Here is a 15,364-nt window from a genome sequence, read left to right on the forward strand (position 1 = left end):
AACCAACCGCGTACCACCACTACCTTCTATAGGAACCTTTGGTTTAATAAGCAACTTGCATCGCCTGCTTTTCTATTAATTTTGCTAACCCTAACGCAATCTTGTCGATGTCTGCATTTTCTCGAACTTCCATCTTTTCAACATTAAACGTAGGAGTAATGTTAACAACGCTAGGTGTACTTTTCTCACTACTAGGGACATTTGTTGTGCTGTACGATTTGTAGGTTGCCTTATTTACCACGCCTCGCTCTACCTGTTCGTACTTTATATGATCAAAACTCGAACCCGATGTTCTTCCACTTAAAAGCGAGCGATATTGATCCGCCTCTTGCGCCGTTAATACCATTTCATTGCGATGTAATAGCGCCCGGTAATTATTCGATGGTACTCTTGCCAGTCCATGATAATGTGAGCCATCCGGTTTACCACCGTTCCCCGGTATCAACTTCTTGGCCCAACTAACGGCGCCAGAACCGATTTTACCGATCCAATCGGGCATTTTGATATTGCCTAAAATCGACGCAAACTCTTTAAGATAGCCTGCTGCTGTGCTAATCCAGTTACCCACAGTCTGGAATACTGGAGTCAATGCTTTTACGATTTCCGTAGCTGCTCCGAACGCTTGCGTAAATGCGCCCGCCAGAAATGCTACAAATGGTCCAACGATTGTGTCCCATCCCAAACGTAATACCTGGAATACTACGCCAAGCACCGCACCAAACAACTTGAGAATTGGTCCAGTTACTCCCCAGAACATCTGAAACGCCGCTGTAATGAACTGAATCGCTGGAGCAAGTACGTTATTCCACGCTAGAACAGCAATATCAGCGATAATCTTTAAATTCGTCCATAATCCGTTTAAGATTGGCTTCACAATGCCCCATAACGATTGAAGTACCGGCACTACAACGTTGTATATCGAGGTAAATACTGATGAAAACTGTTCCTTCATCGTTGCAACTCGCGTCATAATGGCGTTGATTTGATCCGATGAAAACAAAGCCTTTAGCACGCCTCTAACTCCGCCTACCTTAAATAAATCGAATAATGCACGTACTTTCGTTTTGATTCCGTCCACTACCGAGTTAATCTGATTCGCTATATCTGGAGGAAATAGCGCACTAATTAAGCCGCCTGCCCCTCCTGTTTTAAAAGCACTCCATAACGTTTTAACCTTGCCGACAATGCTGTCAATGATTCCTCTAAACGTTTCACTATTGTCGTAAAGAGCCTTAAATCCAACGGCTGCAGCTGATATCCCCATTGCTATTAGCGCTATTGGATTCGAAAGAGCCGCGATTGTACCCACGACCGCAAGAGCGCCAACAAACGTTGCGAATGCGCCAGCAGCATAAGCGATTGGTTTGCGCCATCTTACGAATAAATCGTAAAGACCGATTGCTTTGTCGGTTACTTTGCCGAGCAGTCCGCCTAATTTATCGGATAGTGATTTCACGTCAATTTTAGTATCGATTGCGTCATTAATACGTTGTAGGAAGGCCCCTAACTTTGTATTCGATTCAGCACCCATATCACGGAAAAACGTACCTAGGCGTTCCTTTAAGGAATTAAATCTGCCCAAGGTTGTAGAACCCATAGCCTCAACTGTATTTTGAGTGATATTCATTTTATTTAAAGCCTTATCTATCCCCGCAAGTTGCTCCTCGAATGAGCCACCTTTAACATCATTCAAGATGTTTTTATCGAGGTTAAATACCTCACGTAAAGAAATCGTATCACCAGATGATAGCTCGCGAAGGCCACGAACGGCATCATCGATTGATTTCGTTGGATCACTGGCAACAAGACGCTCAACAAGCTTCCACGCGGTTCCAAGTTGTTTCATGTCTTTAGTTAGCGTAAGAAGTCCCTTTGACCCTGCGAACATGTCGCCTGAGTTAAGCAACGGTGAATCGATTGCCATTTTATCGACCATCTTCATGTATTGCTTCGTTGCATTATCGTCCTGGAATGCGGCTTGTATAATCGCCTTTGACTGTTCGAACTTAGCAGCCTCGCCAATCGTTGCATTCAGTAATTTTGCCGCCCCATTTGCACCGATGTAAGCGCCAGCCAGACCTATTAATGCGCTCTGCATACCGCCAAGTGAAGCGCTAAGTCCGTTAGTTCCAACACGGAGACTATTGACTCTTGTCGCAAACAGTCCAGTAGACGTATTAGCATGGTTAGTCTCAGCAACGAATCGTCCCAGTGAATCGTGAAGTCGTCCGTTAGCATCTCGGTAATGGTTCATGCCTTGCGCCGCTGTATGGCTCGTTTGTGTCATGCGGTTCATCATCTGCGTTATACGGCGTAGACGAGAAGTTCCCTGATCGCGAACCCGGAATACTGCGGTTAGATTTACGGCCATATCAGACGCCCCCAATACGCTCGGAGACTTTTATGATCTCCGCAAAAACATCGTCACTTTGTCTAAGAGCCTGTTTTCTAAATTTCTCTTTATTTGTCCTTAAATATTTAACTACTAATTCAATGGATTCTTTAACATCGCTCGATAGCTTAGTTAGTTCAGGATCAACAACTCCATTAAGTTGGAATTTTAATGATTCAAGTTCTCGCACCCTATCTTTGTGACCACCATTTGCTCTGAAAAAGTTAGGCGGCAACGAGTTCATTGCGAGTAAGCTTGCGTCTTTTATGATTGCTAGTTGTTGTTCGGCCGTTAATTCCATCCCTTGTGTCCTCCTCGTTGTTTTTATGGAAATAAGAAAAGACGGAACTAAGTCCGCCCAATTGTTATTCAATTACATTTGTTCCCTCCATGCCTGCAAAAGTTTGTACTGTGCCGTCGAGAATACCAATGGCCTTTTCTGGTGAATTAATGTGATTTGCGATAGAGCCAATATACGTTTTAATCGTGTTATGTTGAGGCGTACCCTCACGGAACAATTTGATATTCTCACCATCGCTAAAGTACGCTAGGATATCGTTAGCCTTTGCAACTTCCGGAGTAGTAGCCTTTTCCTCGACGCGAGAATAAACGCGTGTTAGTGCTTGTTTATGTTTTGGACTGTCATCGATAGTAGTTACTGCCTGGATAAACGTCGGGAACACTTTTTGAAGTTCCGAAGCGTAGTAAGGTTCATCACCATATTTCGATTGGAAAGCGTCAATTGCTTTGATAGCTGTATCTGCGTTTGTATTAAGCATGATAGACGTCTGCAAGGCAGCGAGTTCTTGTTCAAACAACTTAACGTCAACTGCATTGGACGGAGGTTTAATAGCTTCCGTTTTCATCTTTTTAGCAAGTGCTGTAGCTTCTGTAGCAACCTTCGCATATGTGGCTTTTTCTTTTGCTACGAGCTCGAATACTTCGCGTGCAGCTTCTCGCTCTAACTCCTCTATTTTGGCTTTTTGACCATGAGCTGTAAGGTGTTTGTCTGCTCTAATTTTTGATATTTCCTCAGCCATTCCTTGCTTTAGTTGAGTAGCAATCGTTGTACCGAATTTCGATTTAATTTCGTAACCTTTGTCAAATAACTCGTTTAATTTTTGGATTGTCATAATGTTAAATATCCCCTTTATTTGTTAGTTTTTTTATTTAGTTGTGCAATGGTGAGATCAACAATAATTAATCACCATCACAAAACGCTTTACTTTCAATATCTATTGTGTTAATATGATATTATGGTTAATTATGTTTAATTTTAAAATTTATCAGCAAAAATAGAAGAAGTTTCGTCAGATTGTATTTTTTGAATGATCTTTGCACGCGTTAACAAACTCATCGTACGCGCGCCACTCTCGATATTAGATATCGTGCTGCAACCTACACCTACCAACTCCGCAAACTCCTTTTGTGTCATAACTAAAGTCTCGCGCAATTTCTTTAACTGTTCGCCCGTCATATCGTTTTCCTCCTTTTAATATCGTTTGCACACATAATACTCAAAATAAATACGGGCTATCGCCCCTTATACCAGTTAAGGGGATTTTTCGACGTATATTCGACCTTTCCGGTAGAAATATTTACGGTTAAAAACGGCTTAAACTCATGCTGCTCTAACGGTTTAGGACGTCGATTCCCTTTAATTGGCGAGGTCACAATCCCTTCGGCATACCTACCTTCAATCGCATCTATCGACTTTGCAACTTCGCGCAGTCGGACTTCATCCCCGATATGCTCCGATGTCTGTTCTACATAGAAATATACCGGCAAATACGAGCCGTGTTGCAAGAAGCGTTTAGTAGCATCATGGTCTGCCTTACGACAAGTATCACAGCAATATCGACTATCAACCCTTTTCGGATCATCCCCGCGAATGTTATCGCCTTCAATCGGAAACATATTTAAGCAGTATTTATAGCGACAACCACGGAATTTCTTACGTTCCGCTCGATAATACTCCCAATCTAAACGGTCAGTGTACGTAACTAAGGCTGAATTACCAAAAATGAGCAAACGCATCAAATACGTAGCGATTGAATACCACTCCATGACCGATCGAATATCGTTATATAAATCTGGCAACGTAAAGTCAGAGCGTTCTACGTATGAGCGATCAGTGACCGGAGGAGACGTGCGAGCCTTTTCTTGCTCAGCACTTTCCGATTCCTTCACTCTCTGCAACGCCTCATATTCTAACGAACCCTTTGGCGCACGCTTTAAATACACATCATCAACATTCGCAAATCGTTCTAGGATAGACGGCTTTTTCGACTTCGGAAAATCTTTACTATATAACGGTTTATGTCGCGCTTTCAGAATCTTATGTGTGAATACAGAATCAGGATATACATTTCCATACGTTATCGGAATACCGTCGGCTTCTGCGATTTCAATTAGTGCGCGACCAACTGGGCGAGATTTTGGTGTGATTGCTTCCATTATTCCATTCACTTTAGTTGTTACAGCCATTTCAGTAGTTTTAGTAGTCATACAAACTCCCCTTTTTGTAGTTTTAGTAGTTTCACAATATCCCTTTTCGGTACAAATAACTAATATATAACTATTACCGTAGTTAACGAGCCCAACGATTACCTAGCTCCTTGCGTGATATGACTCTACGTAACTCTTTAATATCTAATAGCTGGTACGTAACATCGACTAAAGACTGATTCGGCAAAACATCCACACTTTCATCGTCAGCTTGCGGTTTATCAATTAAAATTCGATAGCGATTCGGTTTATAAAACGCATGTCCCATTTGACTACTTTTCGCTCTATCAATCTCGCCTTTGCGTGCATATTCGATAAATCCAACCTCGACTAGCCTTTTTACAGCCGATTGTATCGTTTCATGCGATTTCGTTTCTATCATCCTCATAGCGGTTCTAGTAGTTAAATAGAAAGTCTTGCCGTACCTTTTGGACGTAATCAGCATCGCATAAGCCAATTGTTTCTGTCGGAACGTACCAACGCCCAAAACTGCGAGTATCTCCGACTTATAGACTTTTACAGCCATATCATCGTTACCCAACTTGTAGCCACGTTCGAACGCCAATTTCACGATCCGTTCCGTTTCCTTCTGCCAATACTCCGCTGTACTGCCTTCACTGAAATATTCGTTAGGCGTAGCGAGTAAAATCGACATAATCAAATCAATCGCTTCGGCTTCTCCATACCCTTGCGAATTACAAAACGCAGCAAGTAGGACCGTCGTTTCATGGCGTGTATTACTGAATAGTAGCTGTCCGGCTTTTAGTATGCCGATAACCTTCGACTGAGCCTTTTCATGACTGACAGCCGTCACATCAACGTTAGTACGCTCAACAACTTCTCTAAATTCGGCCTCTTGTTCAGGCGTCAATTCAATCAGTGCGTCAAGTATGAGCGCATGATCCATCGGCTCAACATCGTTTAAATAATCGAATGATTCGATAGGCTCTAGCGTTTCGCGATCAACGAACCAACAACGCGCGCCAGTCTTTTGATTTATTCCGAGAGGTAGCTTTACAGCTTGCGTATATGTCGGACGATATTCAACCTTTTCGCTCGGCAAATCTGCAGTCTTAATTACTTGTCTGTAGAAAGACTTTGCATCATCGGACGAAATCGGCACATCAAAGAACAAATCGACATGATAGCCTTTATTTCCGCTGAATGAAACGTGAATATCTGCTGACGGTATATTGAAATCACTCTCTAATACGTAAATCAGTTTCAATGTAGACCATCGCGCTAATGCCTGGTCGTCAGCGTAGTCTACATCGAAAGTTATAAATTTGTTAACACTGTTACCATTAAATACACCGTAAGTATTCACGCCTTTTAAATGGCGCTCTATTAAACTATCAGTCAAAGTCCACACACTTGGATTCTTATAACCGTCTAATGTGATGTAGTTCTGCTGAGTCTGGATGATGTAACGCTTACGCGCACTAATGTAAAGCTCACTAATTTTCGCAATTGTGTCGTTCAGTTCCTGTCGTTTCAATCCTCATCGCCCCTTTTGTGATATTTCTGCTAATGACTGGTTAAAATGTTCGTTTACCTCAAAAATGAATACAACGTTGCCCGGACGTGCCGTTGACGTATCGACATCGATCATCTTACAACCCCTCGCAAGCAAGTCACGCGCAACTCTCATAGATAAAATACATTTCGTTAACATAGTAAGCCCCCTTATAAGTGTCCCTTTTCGGTACAAATAACTAATATATAACTAGGAATGAAGTTAAGCAGCTAATCATTGTGCTAGGTTGGTAGTGATGCCGGATTCCAAGCTGCGTGTCATGCTGTTTTACCTTCTGCGTAACTGTCATAAGCGTCTTTTACTATTCCGAATAGATAAGGACTGCCGCCAACATCCGGATGCAATACCTTCATTAAATGGCGATATTGTTTCTTCATCACGTCAGCATTAGCATCGTCGCCAACACCTAATATTTGCTTTACGTCAGTAACTTGTGGTCGATGTGAACTGAATGATTGACTGTTACCCTTACTGCTACTACCATTACGGCCACTCCAACTTTGCTTTCCGAATAGCTTTTCAGCATAAACTTCATCTATATTTGTACCTCTTGCTGCATACTCTTTGTCTAACTCAATGACACGCTCTTCAAATTTAATCAGAGTATCAAACAACGCTCGTATGTCATCCTTTCCAGCTTTCATGTTAAGAGTTTCATACATTTCCTGTAACGTTTCATCAACTGATCTATACTTGGAATAATCAAACGCAACACAGTCAATCAATCGCACACATTTACGAATATCTTCGTGTGAGAAATTAGCGTCAACAAGCAAAGCAATTATGCCTCTAGTCTCAATAAGCCTACTATTTTCAGACTCATACTCACACATAAGCTCCTGCGTTTCCTTTGAAAATCCTCCAATTTCGATTGCCGTTCCTACATCAATCTCACCACTTTCAAACATCTCGGTATAAAACGGAATAAGATTCATTAAGGAAGATACTGACTTACCTATCTTAGTTCCAACGCTTTCTCTCGGAGGCTTGACTACCTTTTCACGTGGCACAGTTTGCTTAGAATCAGCTCCATTAACATCCTTAACCTTCTCACGGATCTTTCGGACACTTTGGTCTTTCACTTCATTAAGAAACTCCGAACGGTCGACGTCGACCGGTAACGGCAACAATTCTACTAGTTTGCTAAACGAAACTTCTTTTGCAGTCGGTATATCACGGAACTGCTCATAAACCTGAATGTACCGTCTAGCTGTGCGAGCGTTGTACCCGACAGATTCGATCCACTCAGTCCACTTACCGTCTGAAATATCCGATGTTCTAACTTCATATAAAATCCTCCCTATCTCCAGCGCCACTTCATTTTCGATTTGTTGTAAATCACGCAACTCTTGATACTTACTCGTCAGTAAAACCTCGTTATATACCTTTGCTACCGACATAATATCGCTCCCTTTGCTGATTATTTGCTGTATATCTCATGCCGAATGATCGACGGAATTGCCTCCTACTACATATTCCCTGTAAACATGTCCTTTTTGGAACGAATTGATAACTACCATTTCTACTTATCTAATATAGAAAGATTCCCTGGTTCGTACACTTCTACGAAAATAAACTTTTATAAATTTTTCATCCTATATATAAACAAAACTACTGCGATCGAGAATACTGTCGTTCCGTAATACCACTTTCTAAGTTCTCCTTCTTCTCCATTCGGTCCAAAGAAGAACGCATCAAACTTTTTTGAGGAACTACCTACTATTGAAACAGCTTCCGTTAATAACCGTAGGTATGCTTTTGTGTACGATTTTGCAGTCACAGGAACTTGTCCTGTTACCTTCTGTTTCATACAACCACCTCCAACAAATAATGCTCCATTTCATTTATAATTAATGCATTGTAGAAATCATTTCTTACAACATAAGTAGATTCGTTTAAATAAAATGTCTTATTCTCACTTCCACCTAGAGTGAGTACAGTTTGCCAAGAATTATTTTCAGCCTTTGCCGTAAGTATCTGAGCTTCTCTGTCCCCAACTAATCGAGCAACAAACTCTTTGCACTTTCGGCTATATTTATCGATCATTTCTTTAACATAGCAAGGAACTGCTTTCTTTGTACGAACGTGTTTCCCTTTAGCATTGCGTCGAGTTACCCATATTTCTTGTGAATACGTACCAGTTTTTCTGATCAGCACTACACGATATTCAATGCCCCATAAACCATTTTCAGATAACCAGTGACCTTCTTTTAAGATTTTGAACATTTTACCAACCTCCTGATATCCTTTTATACGTTTAAGAGTATAATTGTTAGAAAAAAATATGCGTCTTTTCATACGCCTAAGAGTATAATAACTTTTAAAATATTGCGTGTCAACATTTTATTCGCATAAACGTATAAAAGTATGATAAACTTTAATTGAGGTGATAAAAGTGAGTGATTATTTCACAGGTGAAGAAGCATTAAAAGCCTTATATGCGCAAGATGATAATGATGAGCTAGAATATGATCCGGTTCATATTATTTTTCATTTAAAGGCCCGTATGAAAGAACGTGGATTAACTCAACAGCAGCTTGCTGATATAAGTGGAGTTCGACAAGCTACTATTAGTCAGTTATGTCGAGGCAATATCGAGCGGCTACACATACCAACTCTAGAAAAAATTGCCGCAGCGATGAATATAACTGATATAACGCAGCTATTATCATTTTTACCGGAAAGTGAAATCATGTCCGGTGGCAATCCTTATGATATTGTTTTCGCAAACGATAAAGAAAAAGCGCAAGCCGACTAATTGGCTGCGCTCTTGTTTTCTTCATCCTTGTTATTTACTTTCTTTTTTCTTCTTCCTTTTCTTTTTCGGCATTGTTGGAAATCCGTACTTTTCGGACATCCTAGCTACCCCTTCAACTAATGCTTTAAGTTGTTCCTCCGTAGGCAATACAATCACACTCCATTTAAAGTCATATAAAACTTCATATGTAATCGAACACCTAAATATGCACTTGTTGTTCCGAGTTTACCTGTTGAGACTAAGCGTTGGAGTTGCGGGATTAGCTCGTTTAGTTTTAGTAGACGCTCTGTAACACGTTTAGACTCGCCTATGAATTCGGAGACATCCACCGTTGTTTTCAATCCGCCATTTTGGCGACTTGCCCGGTCCCCCCCATGATTAATGCCCCAATACTCTTTAAGAAATTGTGCTATCCTCGCCTTTTTAATGTTGTCTTGCTCCGCAATACCTCGTCGCTCAACGTTCTCTGCAATAAGAAGATATTCGGCTTCCCATTCATCTACGTCGATAATTTCGACTGGTACTTCCGTTAATCCTAAGTCCTTTGCGATACGCAGTCGTTGGTGTCCGCTAATAACCGTAAATGCTGGCGTACACTTAATTGCGTCACGAATTCCGTTTGCTTCCAATTCCTCTTGGCGTTCTTCCTCTGTTGTTGGCGGATTTTCATCAAGTTTCATTTGCGTGTGTGCTTTACCTATTGAGTAAGAACCGTCGAATACTTTTTCGTATAAGTCCGGGCGCTTGTCCTTTACTGCAAGTAAGTAGTATATGTTCGTTTTTCCTACCCCTGACTTTTTAGCGATTATTTCTGCAACCTCTCCGGTAAGCCCCTCCATTTCTGAAGTACCTTCTATACCACCCTTACCGCCTTCTGCCATTCGTGCCTTCGCCTTCTGCTTTTCTTCCTCGTAATAAAGATTAATTACGATGCAAGCGCGTTGTCCTTTCGTCAATGTATCTCGCAATAGTTTAGTAGCCGTTATATATGACGCTATTTCATTTTCGGGAATATATTATTTACGCTCTATGTATTTATTTTGATATTTTAATAGTTTTACGCTTGACAACCGAACCCGATTTTTCAACAGAATGGCTGATGAAATTAGGAAATCGGAGAAAGTTGTTACCTTATATCTAAAACTCAAAAAGAGTAATAGACATAAAGTAACTACGCGATCATTCAACGTCATGGAGATTTATTGAGGTTGCTCGTCGCCTTGTTTCGCAGCAGACTTTCGTCTGTCACACTCTTACGCAATTATCGTCCTGCGTATGCGGTTGTCGTGAAGCTTGTCCGCATGAGTGCGATTACCCTGCCGTAACAGCCGATAATCCACCGCACCTTTTCAATTGGCAGATGCGCGCCTTCATCACAACCGTAAACAAGGAAACGGCTTGACCTGTGATATAGTCGTTTTTGTGCATCGGTACGACAAACCTTTCCAGTGTCTTTAACGTCTGTTATTGGGCAACCAAGACGGAACGAACCTATTTTTGACAATAGGAAACTAGACCTTTGCATTTTATCTTTTTTTCAAGTAAAATGAAGGCATATCATCGCTCATATTCAATTATGGGTGAAACACTTATGCTGGCGGGCATATTTGTGTTAAATCGGAATAAGAAATGTCTAGCGTTACGAGCGCTAGGCTTTTTCTTTTTTTATTTGCGTATTTTTGTTCTCAGTTTCCGTAAAGGTGAATACTCAAAATGCTTAACCTGTATATCACCGTCAGTCATCTGCACATACCTACGGGTCATTGTGATACTAGAATGACCTAAAATTCGCATTAGCGTATATGGATCACCACCATTTAAAATGAAATTGCGGGCAAACGTATGTCTCCAGGTATGTGCGGTACTCCGAATTTCTTTACCTACTCCGGTAACATCACCGTAATATTTCAAACGTTTATTCATCTGCGTATCTCGTACTTCTTCACCGTAACAAGACAAGAAAATACGTTTCGCTTCCGGGAAATGCTGCTTATTCTCGTCTACCAACTCAAATAGTAGTTTTAATGTATCCTGCGATATTGGCACGACTCTATATCGACGATTTTTATTAAACTCCGCACCTAAATGAATACAGCGAGTCTTAATGTCGATGGATTCAGGTGTTATCGAAAGCAATTCATTCATCCGCATTCCCGTATCCAATAGACAAATTTGAAAAACATAATCGCGGAATCCTACGTAAGTACGTTGATCGCAGGCGTTTATTAGTGCTTCAATTTGTTCATCTGTAAACGATTCTATTTTGTCTATATCGTCTTTTTGGCATCTGATATTATCCATCGGACTTATGCGTACCATGTTCTCCGCCTTCCAAAAATTAAAGGCCACCTTTAAAGCTCTAATCCGCATATTAATAGTTGCAGACGATAAGCCTTTGCCGTAGTCACCGCTCATGTATTTGTGATTCTTAAAACGCGGTGCTTCTTCTGTTAAATACCGAATGTAATCACGGCACATTGTCGATGTAATATCGTTAACATATCGAACCTTATAATCAGCCTCGAATAACCATTCCGTAAAATACCGCCAAGTGTTCGAATAATCCTCTTGCGTTCTTCTTCGAATACCTTCGCCAATCTTAGCGGTAATGAAATAACTCCATGCGTCAGACAGCCCGATTCTATGAACGGTCGTAATCGATTCATTTTCACGTGTCTCTACTCTTGCTCTACGTCGTTTAATAGAACGGTTTTCAGACATAAAAAAAGCGCTCCCTTCCGTATCGTTTTTCAATACGTAAGAAAGCGCAATTTAGCGTTAATATTCATATATCCGATAGAAACCAACTAACAACTAGTCGGTATAAATACGTAAGCATGACGTCCTACTGTCCGTTCAACTAGATTACTCACAAACCTCAGGCGTTCCTTCACGTTTTGCTGTTTTGAATGAAGTACCGCAGCCACATGATGCAATGGCGTTTGGATTATCGATGGTGAAGCCACCGCCCATTAGCGATTGTTTATAGTCAATTTTTGTTCCCATCAAAATCGGCGCATCTTCACGGGAAACAAGAATTGTTAAACCATGCTGTACATCTTCAAAGTCATCATCTTTTTTCTCTTTATCAAAATGCATGCCGTAGGATAGCCCGCTACAGCCACCACCATTCACCACTACACGTAAAAAAGAGCCTTGTTCTTCATTATGCTTCATTATTTCATTAATATGAAAGCCAGCAGCTTGTGTTACTTCAATTACTTGCTTTGTACTTGTCATCCCAATCACCTTCCTTCTTACGTATTATCATAACAATTTTGACCATTGTATGACAAACATTCAGCTTCAAGTCGATTTTAAGTCATAATTCTAATATTTTTCACATTAATAGTATTTTTTATTCATGTTAATAAAAGCATCATTGGTATAATAGTTACAACGAATTCTTGGCAGGGGGTAATATATATGGAGATTTCACCATATTATGAAAAAAAAATTCAATGTTTAAATTGCAAAAAAGAATTTCCAACGCTAAAAGTGCGCTCAAAATTTATTAAAGTAGATCATACAGAAACGGATTTTCAACCTATTTATGCAGATGAAGTGAATGCTCTCTATTATAATGTATTTGTTTGTGAGCATTGCGGCTTTTCCTTTACAGAAGACTTTACAAAATATTTTGCGCCAGGTATTCAAGATAATATTCGCACACAAATTACAGAAAAATGGGTACATCATGATTTCAAGGGTGAACGTACTGTATTTCAAGCGATTCAAGCCTATAAATTAGCTTTTCTTTGTGGCACAATTAAAAAGGAAAAAAATGTAGCGATTGCTGGATTAACTTTACGTCTTGCATGGCTCTATCGTTCTTTGAACAATAGCGGACAAGAGGAACGCTTTATGAAATTAGCACGTGATTATTATATGGAATCTTATTCTACCGAGGATTACAGCTCTACACAAATGTCAGCTGTCCGAATTATGTATATGATTGCTGAATTATCTAGACGCATTGGAGATATTGAAAATGCGACACGCTTCTTTTCTAGAGTCATTGAAAAACAAAGTGTCGGTGGCGAGGCAAAAATTATAGATATGGCGAAAGAACAGTGGGCCATTATTCGTGAAGAAAAAGAACATGCACGTCATGTATAGGTAAATAAAAAAGTTCTAGCTTGGAAATCAGCTAGAACTTTTTACAAAGGCTTAGAATACTTGCTCTACTTCCACAATACCTGGTACTTCTTCTAATAATGCTCGTTCAATACCAGCTTTTAGTGTAATCGTAGAACTTGGGCAACTGCCACAAGCACCTAGTAAACGTAATTTCACAACGCCATCCTCAACATCTACTAATTCACAGTCTCCACCGTCACGTAGTAAGAATGGACGTAATTTATCTAATACCTCTTGAACTTGGTCGTTAATTGTTGCTTCTGCCATTTATCTCGACTCCTTTCCTTATAATGATTATAATGTTAGCAACAGAAAAAATCCAATATTGAATCACAAGGAGAGAAAATACTATGCTATCAACAAAACCTATGATTGAAATTTATGGAACAGCTGTCATCTGTGCTAGCTGTGTCAATGCCCCATCTTCAAAGGATACATATGAATGGCTACAAGCAGCCATCAATCGCAAATATCCAGATCACGCATACGATATTCGCTATATCGATATTGAAGGTCCAATTGAGAATGAACGCGATCAAGAGTATGCGACACGTATTCAAGAAGATGAATTTTTCTACCCTCTTGTCCTCATTAACAATGAGGTTGTTGGGGAAGGCTACGTGCAATTAAAGCCTGTATTTACAGCCCTTGAAAATTTAGGTTTCGTCCCAGACGAAACGGTATAACAAAGACAAAGGGATTGTTTCAAAATGATGTTGAAACAATCCCTTTCAGCTAATTAATCATTTTGACGTTTATAATACCACAATAATCCTGATTTCATTAAGCGAGCGATACGTCCAGTTACTGTTGTATCAGCTAAGTACACAAAGCCTTGTTTTTTACCAAGAGCCCCCATGAAGCCTTTTAATTTAATATCTGGCATCTTCTCTGGTAAATGTTCACCTTTCCAACGCATACGAAGTACTTTCACGATTTGCTCCGCTTGTTCCTCTGCTAACTGTGCTGTTGGAGCTAAATCTGATGAAGCACAATCCCCTACAACATAGACATGTTCATCATCAAGTACATTAAAATACTGTGTGACAAGTGGACGGTCATGTTTATCTTTCTCGACATCCATATCACGAACGATTTTGACTGGCTGTACACCCGCAGTCCATACAACCGCATCGAGTAAAATTTCATCATCATGATTAAAAATTTTACCTGGCTCTACTTTTGTAATATTGGAATTGGCAACGACATCAACATTATGCTTAACAAACCAATCCTTTACATACTTACTTAATTTTTCTGGAAAATCTTTTAGAATACGTTGACCACGGTCAAATAGCTTTATTTTTAAATCTGATCGACTTTCACGTAGCTCACTTGCAAGCTCAATTCCACTTAAGCCAGCCCCTATAATTCCAACTGTAGATCCGGCTGGTAAACCACAAAGTGCTTGGAATGTTGCACGTGATTTGCCCATTGTTTGAATGCTGTACGTGTGCTCTTCCGCACCTGGTACACCATGATATTTATCTTCACAGCCAAGCCCAATGACTAAATCATCATATTCTATACGTTGTCCGTCTTCAAGAATGACTACTTTTTCCGCACGATTAATTTCAACGACTTCTCCATATACGGCTGTTAAACGTTCATGCTCTGGGAAGCTTACACGAATTTCTTTATCTGTTGCAGTCCCTGCCGCCAATGCATAAAACTCTGTTTTTAAACTATGGAAAGGGGCTCTATCTACTATAACTACCTCTCTGTCTAACGGTAGGCTGTTTAATAGACGAAGCATGACACGCATATTGCCGTAGCCGCCACCTAAAAGTACTAATTTTCCCATAATAGTCTCCTTTTATATCTCTTTTAATAATTGTTCACAAAGTATCCACAAACGAGTATAACCGATTGTGAGAAGTTTCACAATATCAGAATGAAAATTTGTGAAAGATTTCACAAAACAAACGAGAACTTGTTCATTTCAATTGATTTTTAAGCCATTAATAACGAATTCCCTTTATCTTTTATAAAAAAACGTTTCTTTTCCCTTAAACGTAAATAATTGACG

At 40.1% G+C, this 15,364-nt stretch carries 17 protein-coding genes; 3 read left to right on the forward strand and 14 right to left on the reverse strand.

The annotated features are described in order from the left end of the window. Positions 1–43: 43 nt before the first annotated feature. The 9 genes from JTI58_RS03460 to JTI58_RS03500 form a co-directional block, all read right to left on the reverse strand. Entirely contained in the window at positions 44–2,371 is a 2,328-nt protein-coding gene (locus tag JTI58_RS03460; RefSeq protein WP_205445234.1) for a phage tail protein, read from the reverse strand. 1 nt (position 2,372) lies between these two features. After that, the gene (locus JTI58_RS03465) at positions 2,373–2,693 is read right to left on the reverse strand and encodes a hypothetical protein (protein WP_205445236.1); all 321 of its coding nucleotides are present in this window, start codon (positions 2,691–2,693) and stop codon (positions 2,373–2,375) included. Between the two features lie 64 nt (positions 2,694–2,757). Continuing rightward, a complete protein-coding gene (locus JTI58_RS03470) occupies positions 2,758–3,525 on the reverse strand; it encodes a hypothetical protein (RefSeq protein ID WP_205445238.1) in 768 nt (255 codons plus the stop codon). 143 nt (positions 3,526–3,668) lie between these two features. Then, complete coding sequence (locus JTI58_RS03475) at positions 3,669–3,869, reverse strand: helix-turn-helix domain-containing protein (RefSeq protein WP_205445240.1); 201 nt, start codon at positions 3,867–3,869, stop codon at positions 3,669–3,671. Positions 3,870–3,925: 56 nt separating this feature from the next. Beyond that, positions 3,926–4,900 carry a hypothetical protein gene (locus tag JTI58_RS03480; protein WP_205445242.1) on the reverse strand — a complete coding sequence of 325 codons (975 nt, stop codon included), beginning with the start codon at positions 4,898–4,900 and terminating at the stop codon, positions 3,926–3,928. Between the two features lie 82 nt (positions 4,901–4,982). Beyond that, a complete protein-coding gene (locus JTI58_RS03485) occupies positions 4,983–6,398 on the reverse strand; it encodes a TOTE conflict system archaeo-eukaryotic primase domain-containing protein (protein ID WP_205445243.1) in 1,416 nt (471 codons plus the stop codon). A gap of 296 nt (positions 6,399–6,694) precedes the next feature. Further along, a complete protein-coding gene (locus JTI58_RS03490) occupies positions 6,695–7,837 on the reverse strand; it encodes a DUF3102 domain-containing protein (protein ID WP_016995461.1) in 1,143 nt (380 codons plus the stop codon). A 179-nt stretch (positions 7,838–8,016) separates the two neighbouring features. Beyond that, positions 8,017–8,247 carry a hypothetical protein gene (locus JTI58_RS03495; protein ID WP_016995460.1) on the reverse strand — a complete coding sequence of 77 codons (231 nt, stop codon included), beginning with the start codon at positions 8,245–8,247 and terminating at the stop codon, positions 8,017–8,019. After that, positions 8,244–8,663, reverse strand: a complete 420-nt coding sequence (locus JTI58_RS03500) for a hypothetical protein (RefSeq protein ID WP_016995459.1) — start codon at positions 8,661–8,663, stop codon at positions 8,244–8,246. Before JTI58_RS03500 ends, JTI58_RS03495 begins: the two co-directional genes overlap by 4 nt. A 169-nt stretch (positions 8,664–8,832) precedes the next feature. Between JTI58_RS03500 and JTI58_RS03505 the strand changes: the two genes are divergently transcribed. Further along, on the forward strand, positions 8,833–9,195 hold the full coding sequence (locus JTI58_RS03505) for a helix-turn-helix domain-containing protein (RefSeq protein WP_016995458.1): 363 nt from the start codon (positions 8,833–8,835) through the stop codon (positions 9,193–9,195). A gap of 152 nt (positions 9,196–9,347) precedes the next feature. On the opposite strand, the gene JTI58_RS03510 is transcribed toward JTI58_RS03505, so the two are convergent. The 3 genes from JTI58_RS03510 to JTI58_RS03520 form a co-directional block, all read right to left on the reverse strand. Next, positions 9,348–10,151, reverse strand: a complete 804-nt coding sequence (locus JTI58_RS03510) for a ParB/RepB/Spo0J family partition protein (RefSeq protein WP_243456298.1) — start codon at positions 10,149–10,151, stop codon at positions 9,348–9,350. Positions 10,152–10,860: 709 nt separating this feature from the next. Next, positions 10,861–11,916 carry a tyrosine-type recombinase/integrase gene (locus tag JTI58_RS03515; RefSeq protein WP_205445245.1) on the reverse strand — a complete coding sequence of 352 codons (1,056 nt, stop codon included), beginning with the start codon at positions 11,914–11,916 and terminating at the stop codon, positions 10,861–10,863. Positions 11,917–12,060: 144 nt separating this feature from the next. Beyond that, positions 12,061–12,435, reverse strand: a complete 375-nt coding sequence (locus JTI58_RS03520) for a HesB/IscA family protein (RefSeq protein ID WP_205445247.1) — start codon at positions 12,433–12,435, stop codon at positions 12,061–12,063. 186 nt (positions 12,436–12,621) lie between these two features. Between JTI58_RS03520 and JTI58_RS03525 the strand changes: the two genes are divergently transcribed. Next, complete coding sequence (locus JTI58_RS03525) at positions 12,622–13,314, forward strand: DUF2225 domain-containing protein (RefSeq protein ID WP_205445248.1); 693 nt, start codon at positions 12,622–12,624, stop codon at positions 13,312–13,314. A gap of 51 nt (positions 13,315–13,365) precedes the next feature. On the opposite strand, the gene JTI58_RS03530 is transcribed toward JTI58_RS03525, so the two are convergent. After that, positions 13,366–13,602 (reverse strand): NifU family protein, encoded by a 237-nt coding sequence (locus JTI58_RS03530; RefSeq protein ID WP_004228295.1) that lies wholly within the window; start codon positions 13,600–13,602, stop codon positions 13,366–13,368. 83 nt (positions 13,603–13,685) lie between these two features. On the opposite strand from JTI58_RS03530, the gene JTI58_RS03535 reads away from it, so the two are divergent. After that, positions 13,686–14,021 (forward strand): YuzD family protein, encoded by a 336-nt coding sequence (locus JTI58_RS03535; RefSeq protein WP_205445250.1) that lies wholly within the window; start codon positions 13,686–13,688, stop codon positions 14,019–14,021. Between the two features lie 53 nt (positions 14,022–14,074). On the opposite strand, the gene JTI58_RS03540 is transcribed toward JTI58_RS03535, so the two are convergent. After that, positions 14,075–15,139 carry an NAD(P)/FAD-dependent oxidoreductase gene (locus JTI58_RS03540; protein ID WP_205445252.1) on the reverse strand — a complete coding sequence of 355 codons (1,065 nt, stop codon included), beginning with the start codon at positions 15,137–15,139 and terminating at the stop codon, positions 14,075–14,077. Positions 15,140–15,364 lie beyond the last annotated feature (225 nt).

The sequence above is a fragment of the Lysinibacillus fusiformis genome (genome assembly GCF_016925635.1).
Lineage (GTDB): Bacteria > Bacillota > Bacilli > Bacillales_A > Planococcaceae > Lysinibacillus > Lysinibacillus fusiformis_F.

Excerpts from the sequence above, each read along its gene's own strand:
- JTI58_RS03460 (WP_205445234.1), bottom strand. The coding sequence starts at position 2,371 with ATGGCCGTAAATCTAACCGCAGTATTCCGGGTTCGCGATCAGGGAACT.
- JTI58_RS03465 (WP_205445236.1), bottom strand. The coding sequence starts at position 2,693 with ATGGAATTAACGGCCGAACAACAACTAGCAATCATAAAAGACGCAAGC.
- JTI58_RS03470 (WP_205445238.1), bottom strand. The coding sequence starts at position 3,525 with ATGACAATCCAAAAATTAAACGAGTTATTTGACAAAGGTTACGAAATT.
- JTI58_RS03475 (WP_205445240.1), bottom strand. The coding sequence starts at position 3,869 with ATGACGGGCGAACAGTTAAAGAAATTGCGCGAGACTTTAGTTATGACA.
- JTI58_RS03480 (WP_205445242.1), bottom strand. The coding sequence starts at position 4,900 with ATGACTACTAAAACTACTGAAATGGCTGTAACAACTAAAGTGAATGGA.
- JTI58_RS03490 (WP_016995461.1), bottom strand. The coding sequence starts at position 7,837 with ATGTCGGTAGCAAAGGTATATAACGAGGTTTTACTGACGAGTAAGTAT.
- JTI58_RS03495 (WP_016995460.1), bottom strand. The coding sequence starts at position 8,247 with ATGAAACAGAAGGTAACAGGACAAGTTCCTGTGACTGCAAAATCGTAC.
- JTI58_RS03500 (WP_016995459.1), bottom strand. The coding sequence starts at position 8,663 with ATGTTCAAAATCTTAAAAGAAGGTCACTGGTTATCTGAAAATGGTTTA.
- JTI58_RS03515 (WP_205445245.1), bottom strand. The coding sequence starts at position 11,916 with ATGTCTGAAAACCGTTCTATTAAACGACGTAGAGCAAGAGTAGAGACA.
- JTI58_RS03520 (WP_205445247.1), bottom strand. The coding sequence starts at position 12,435 with ATGACAAGTACAAAGCAAGTAATTGAAGTAACACAAGCTGCTGGCTTT.
- JTI58_RS03525 (WP_205445248.1), top strand. The coding sequence starts at position 12,622 with ATGGAGATTTCACCATATTATGAAAAAAAAATTCAATGTTTAAATTGC.
- JTI58_RS03530 (WP_004228295.1), bottom strand. The coding sequence starts at position 13,602 with ATGGCAGAAGCAACAATTAACGACCAAGTTCAAGAGGTATTAGATAAA.
- JTI58_RS03535 (WP_205445250.1), top strand. The coding sequence starts at position 13,686 with ATGCTATCAACAAAACCTATGATTGAAATTTATGGAACAGCTGTCATC.
- JTI58_RS03540 (WP_205445252.1), bottom strand. The coding sequence starts at position 15,139 with ATGGGAAAATTAGTACTTTTAGGTGGCGGCTACGGCAATATGCGTGTC.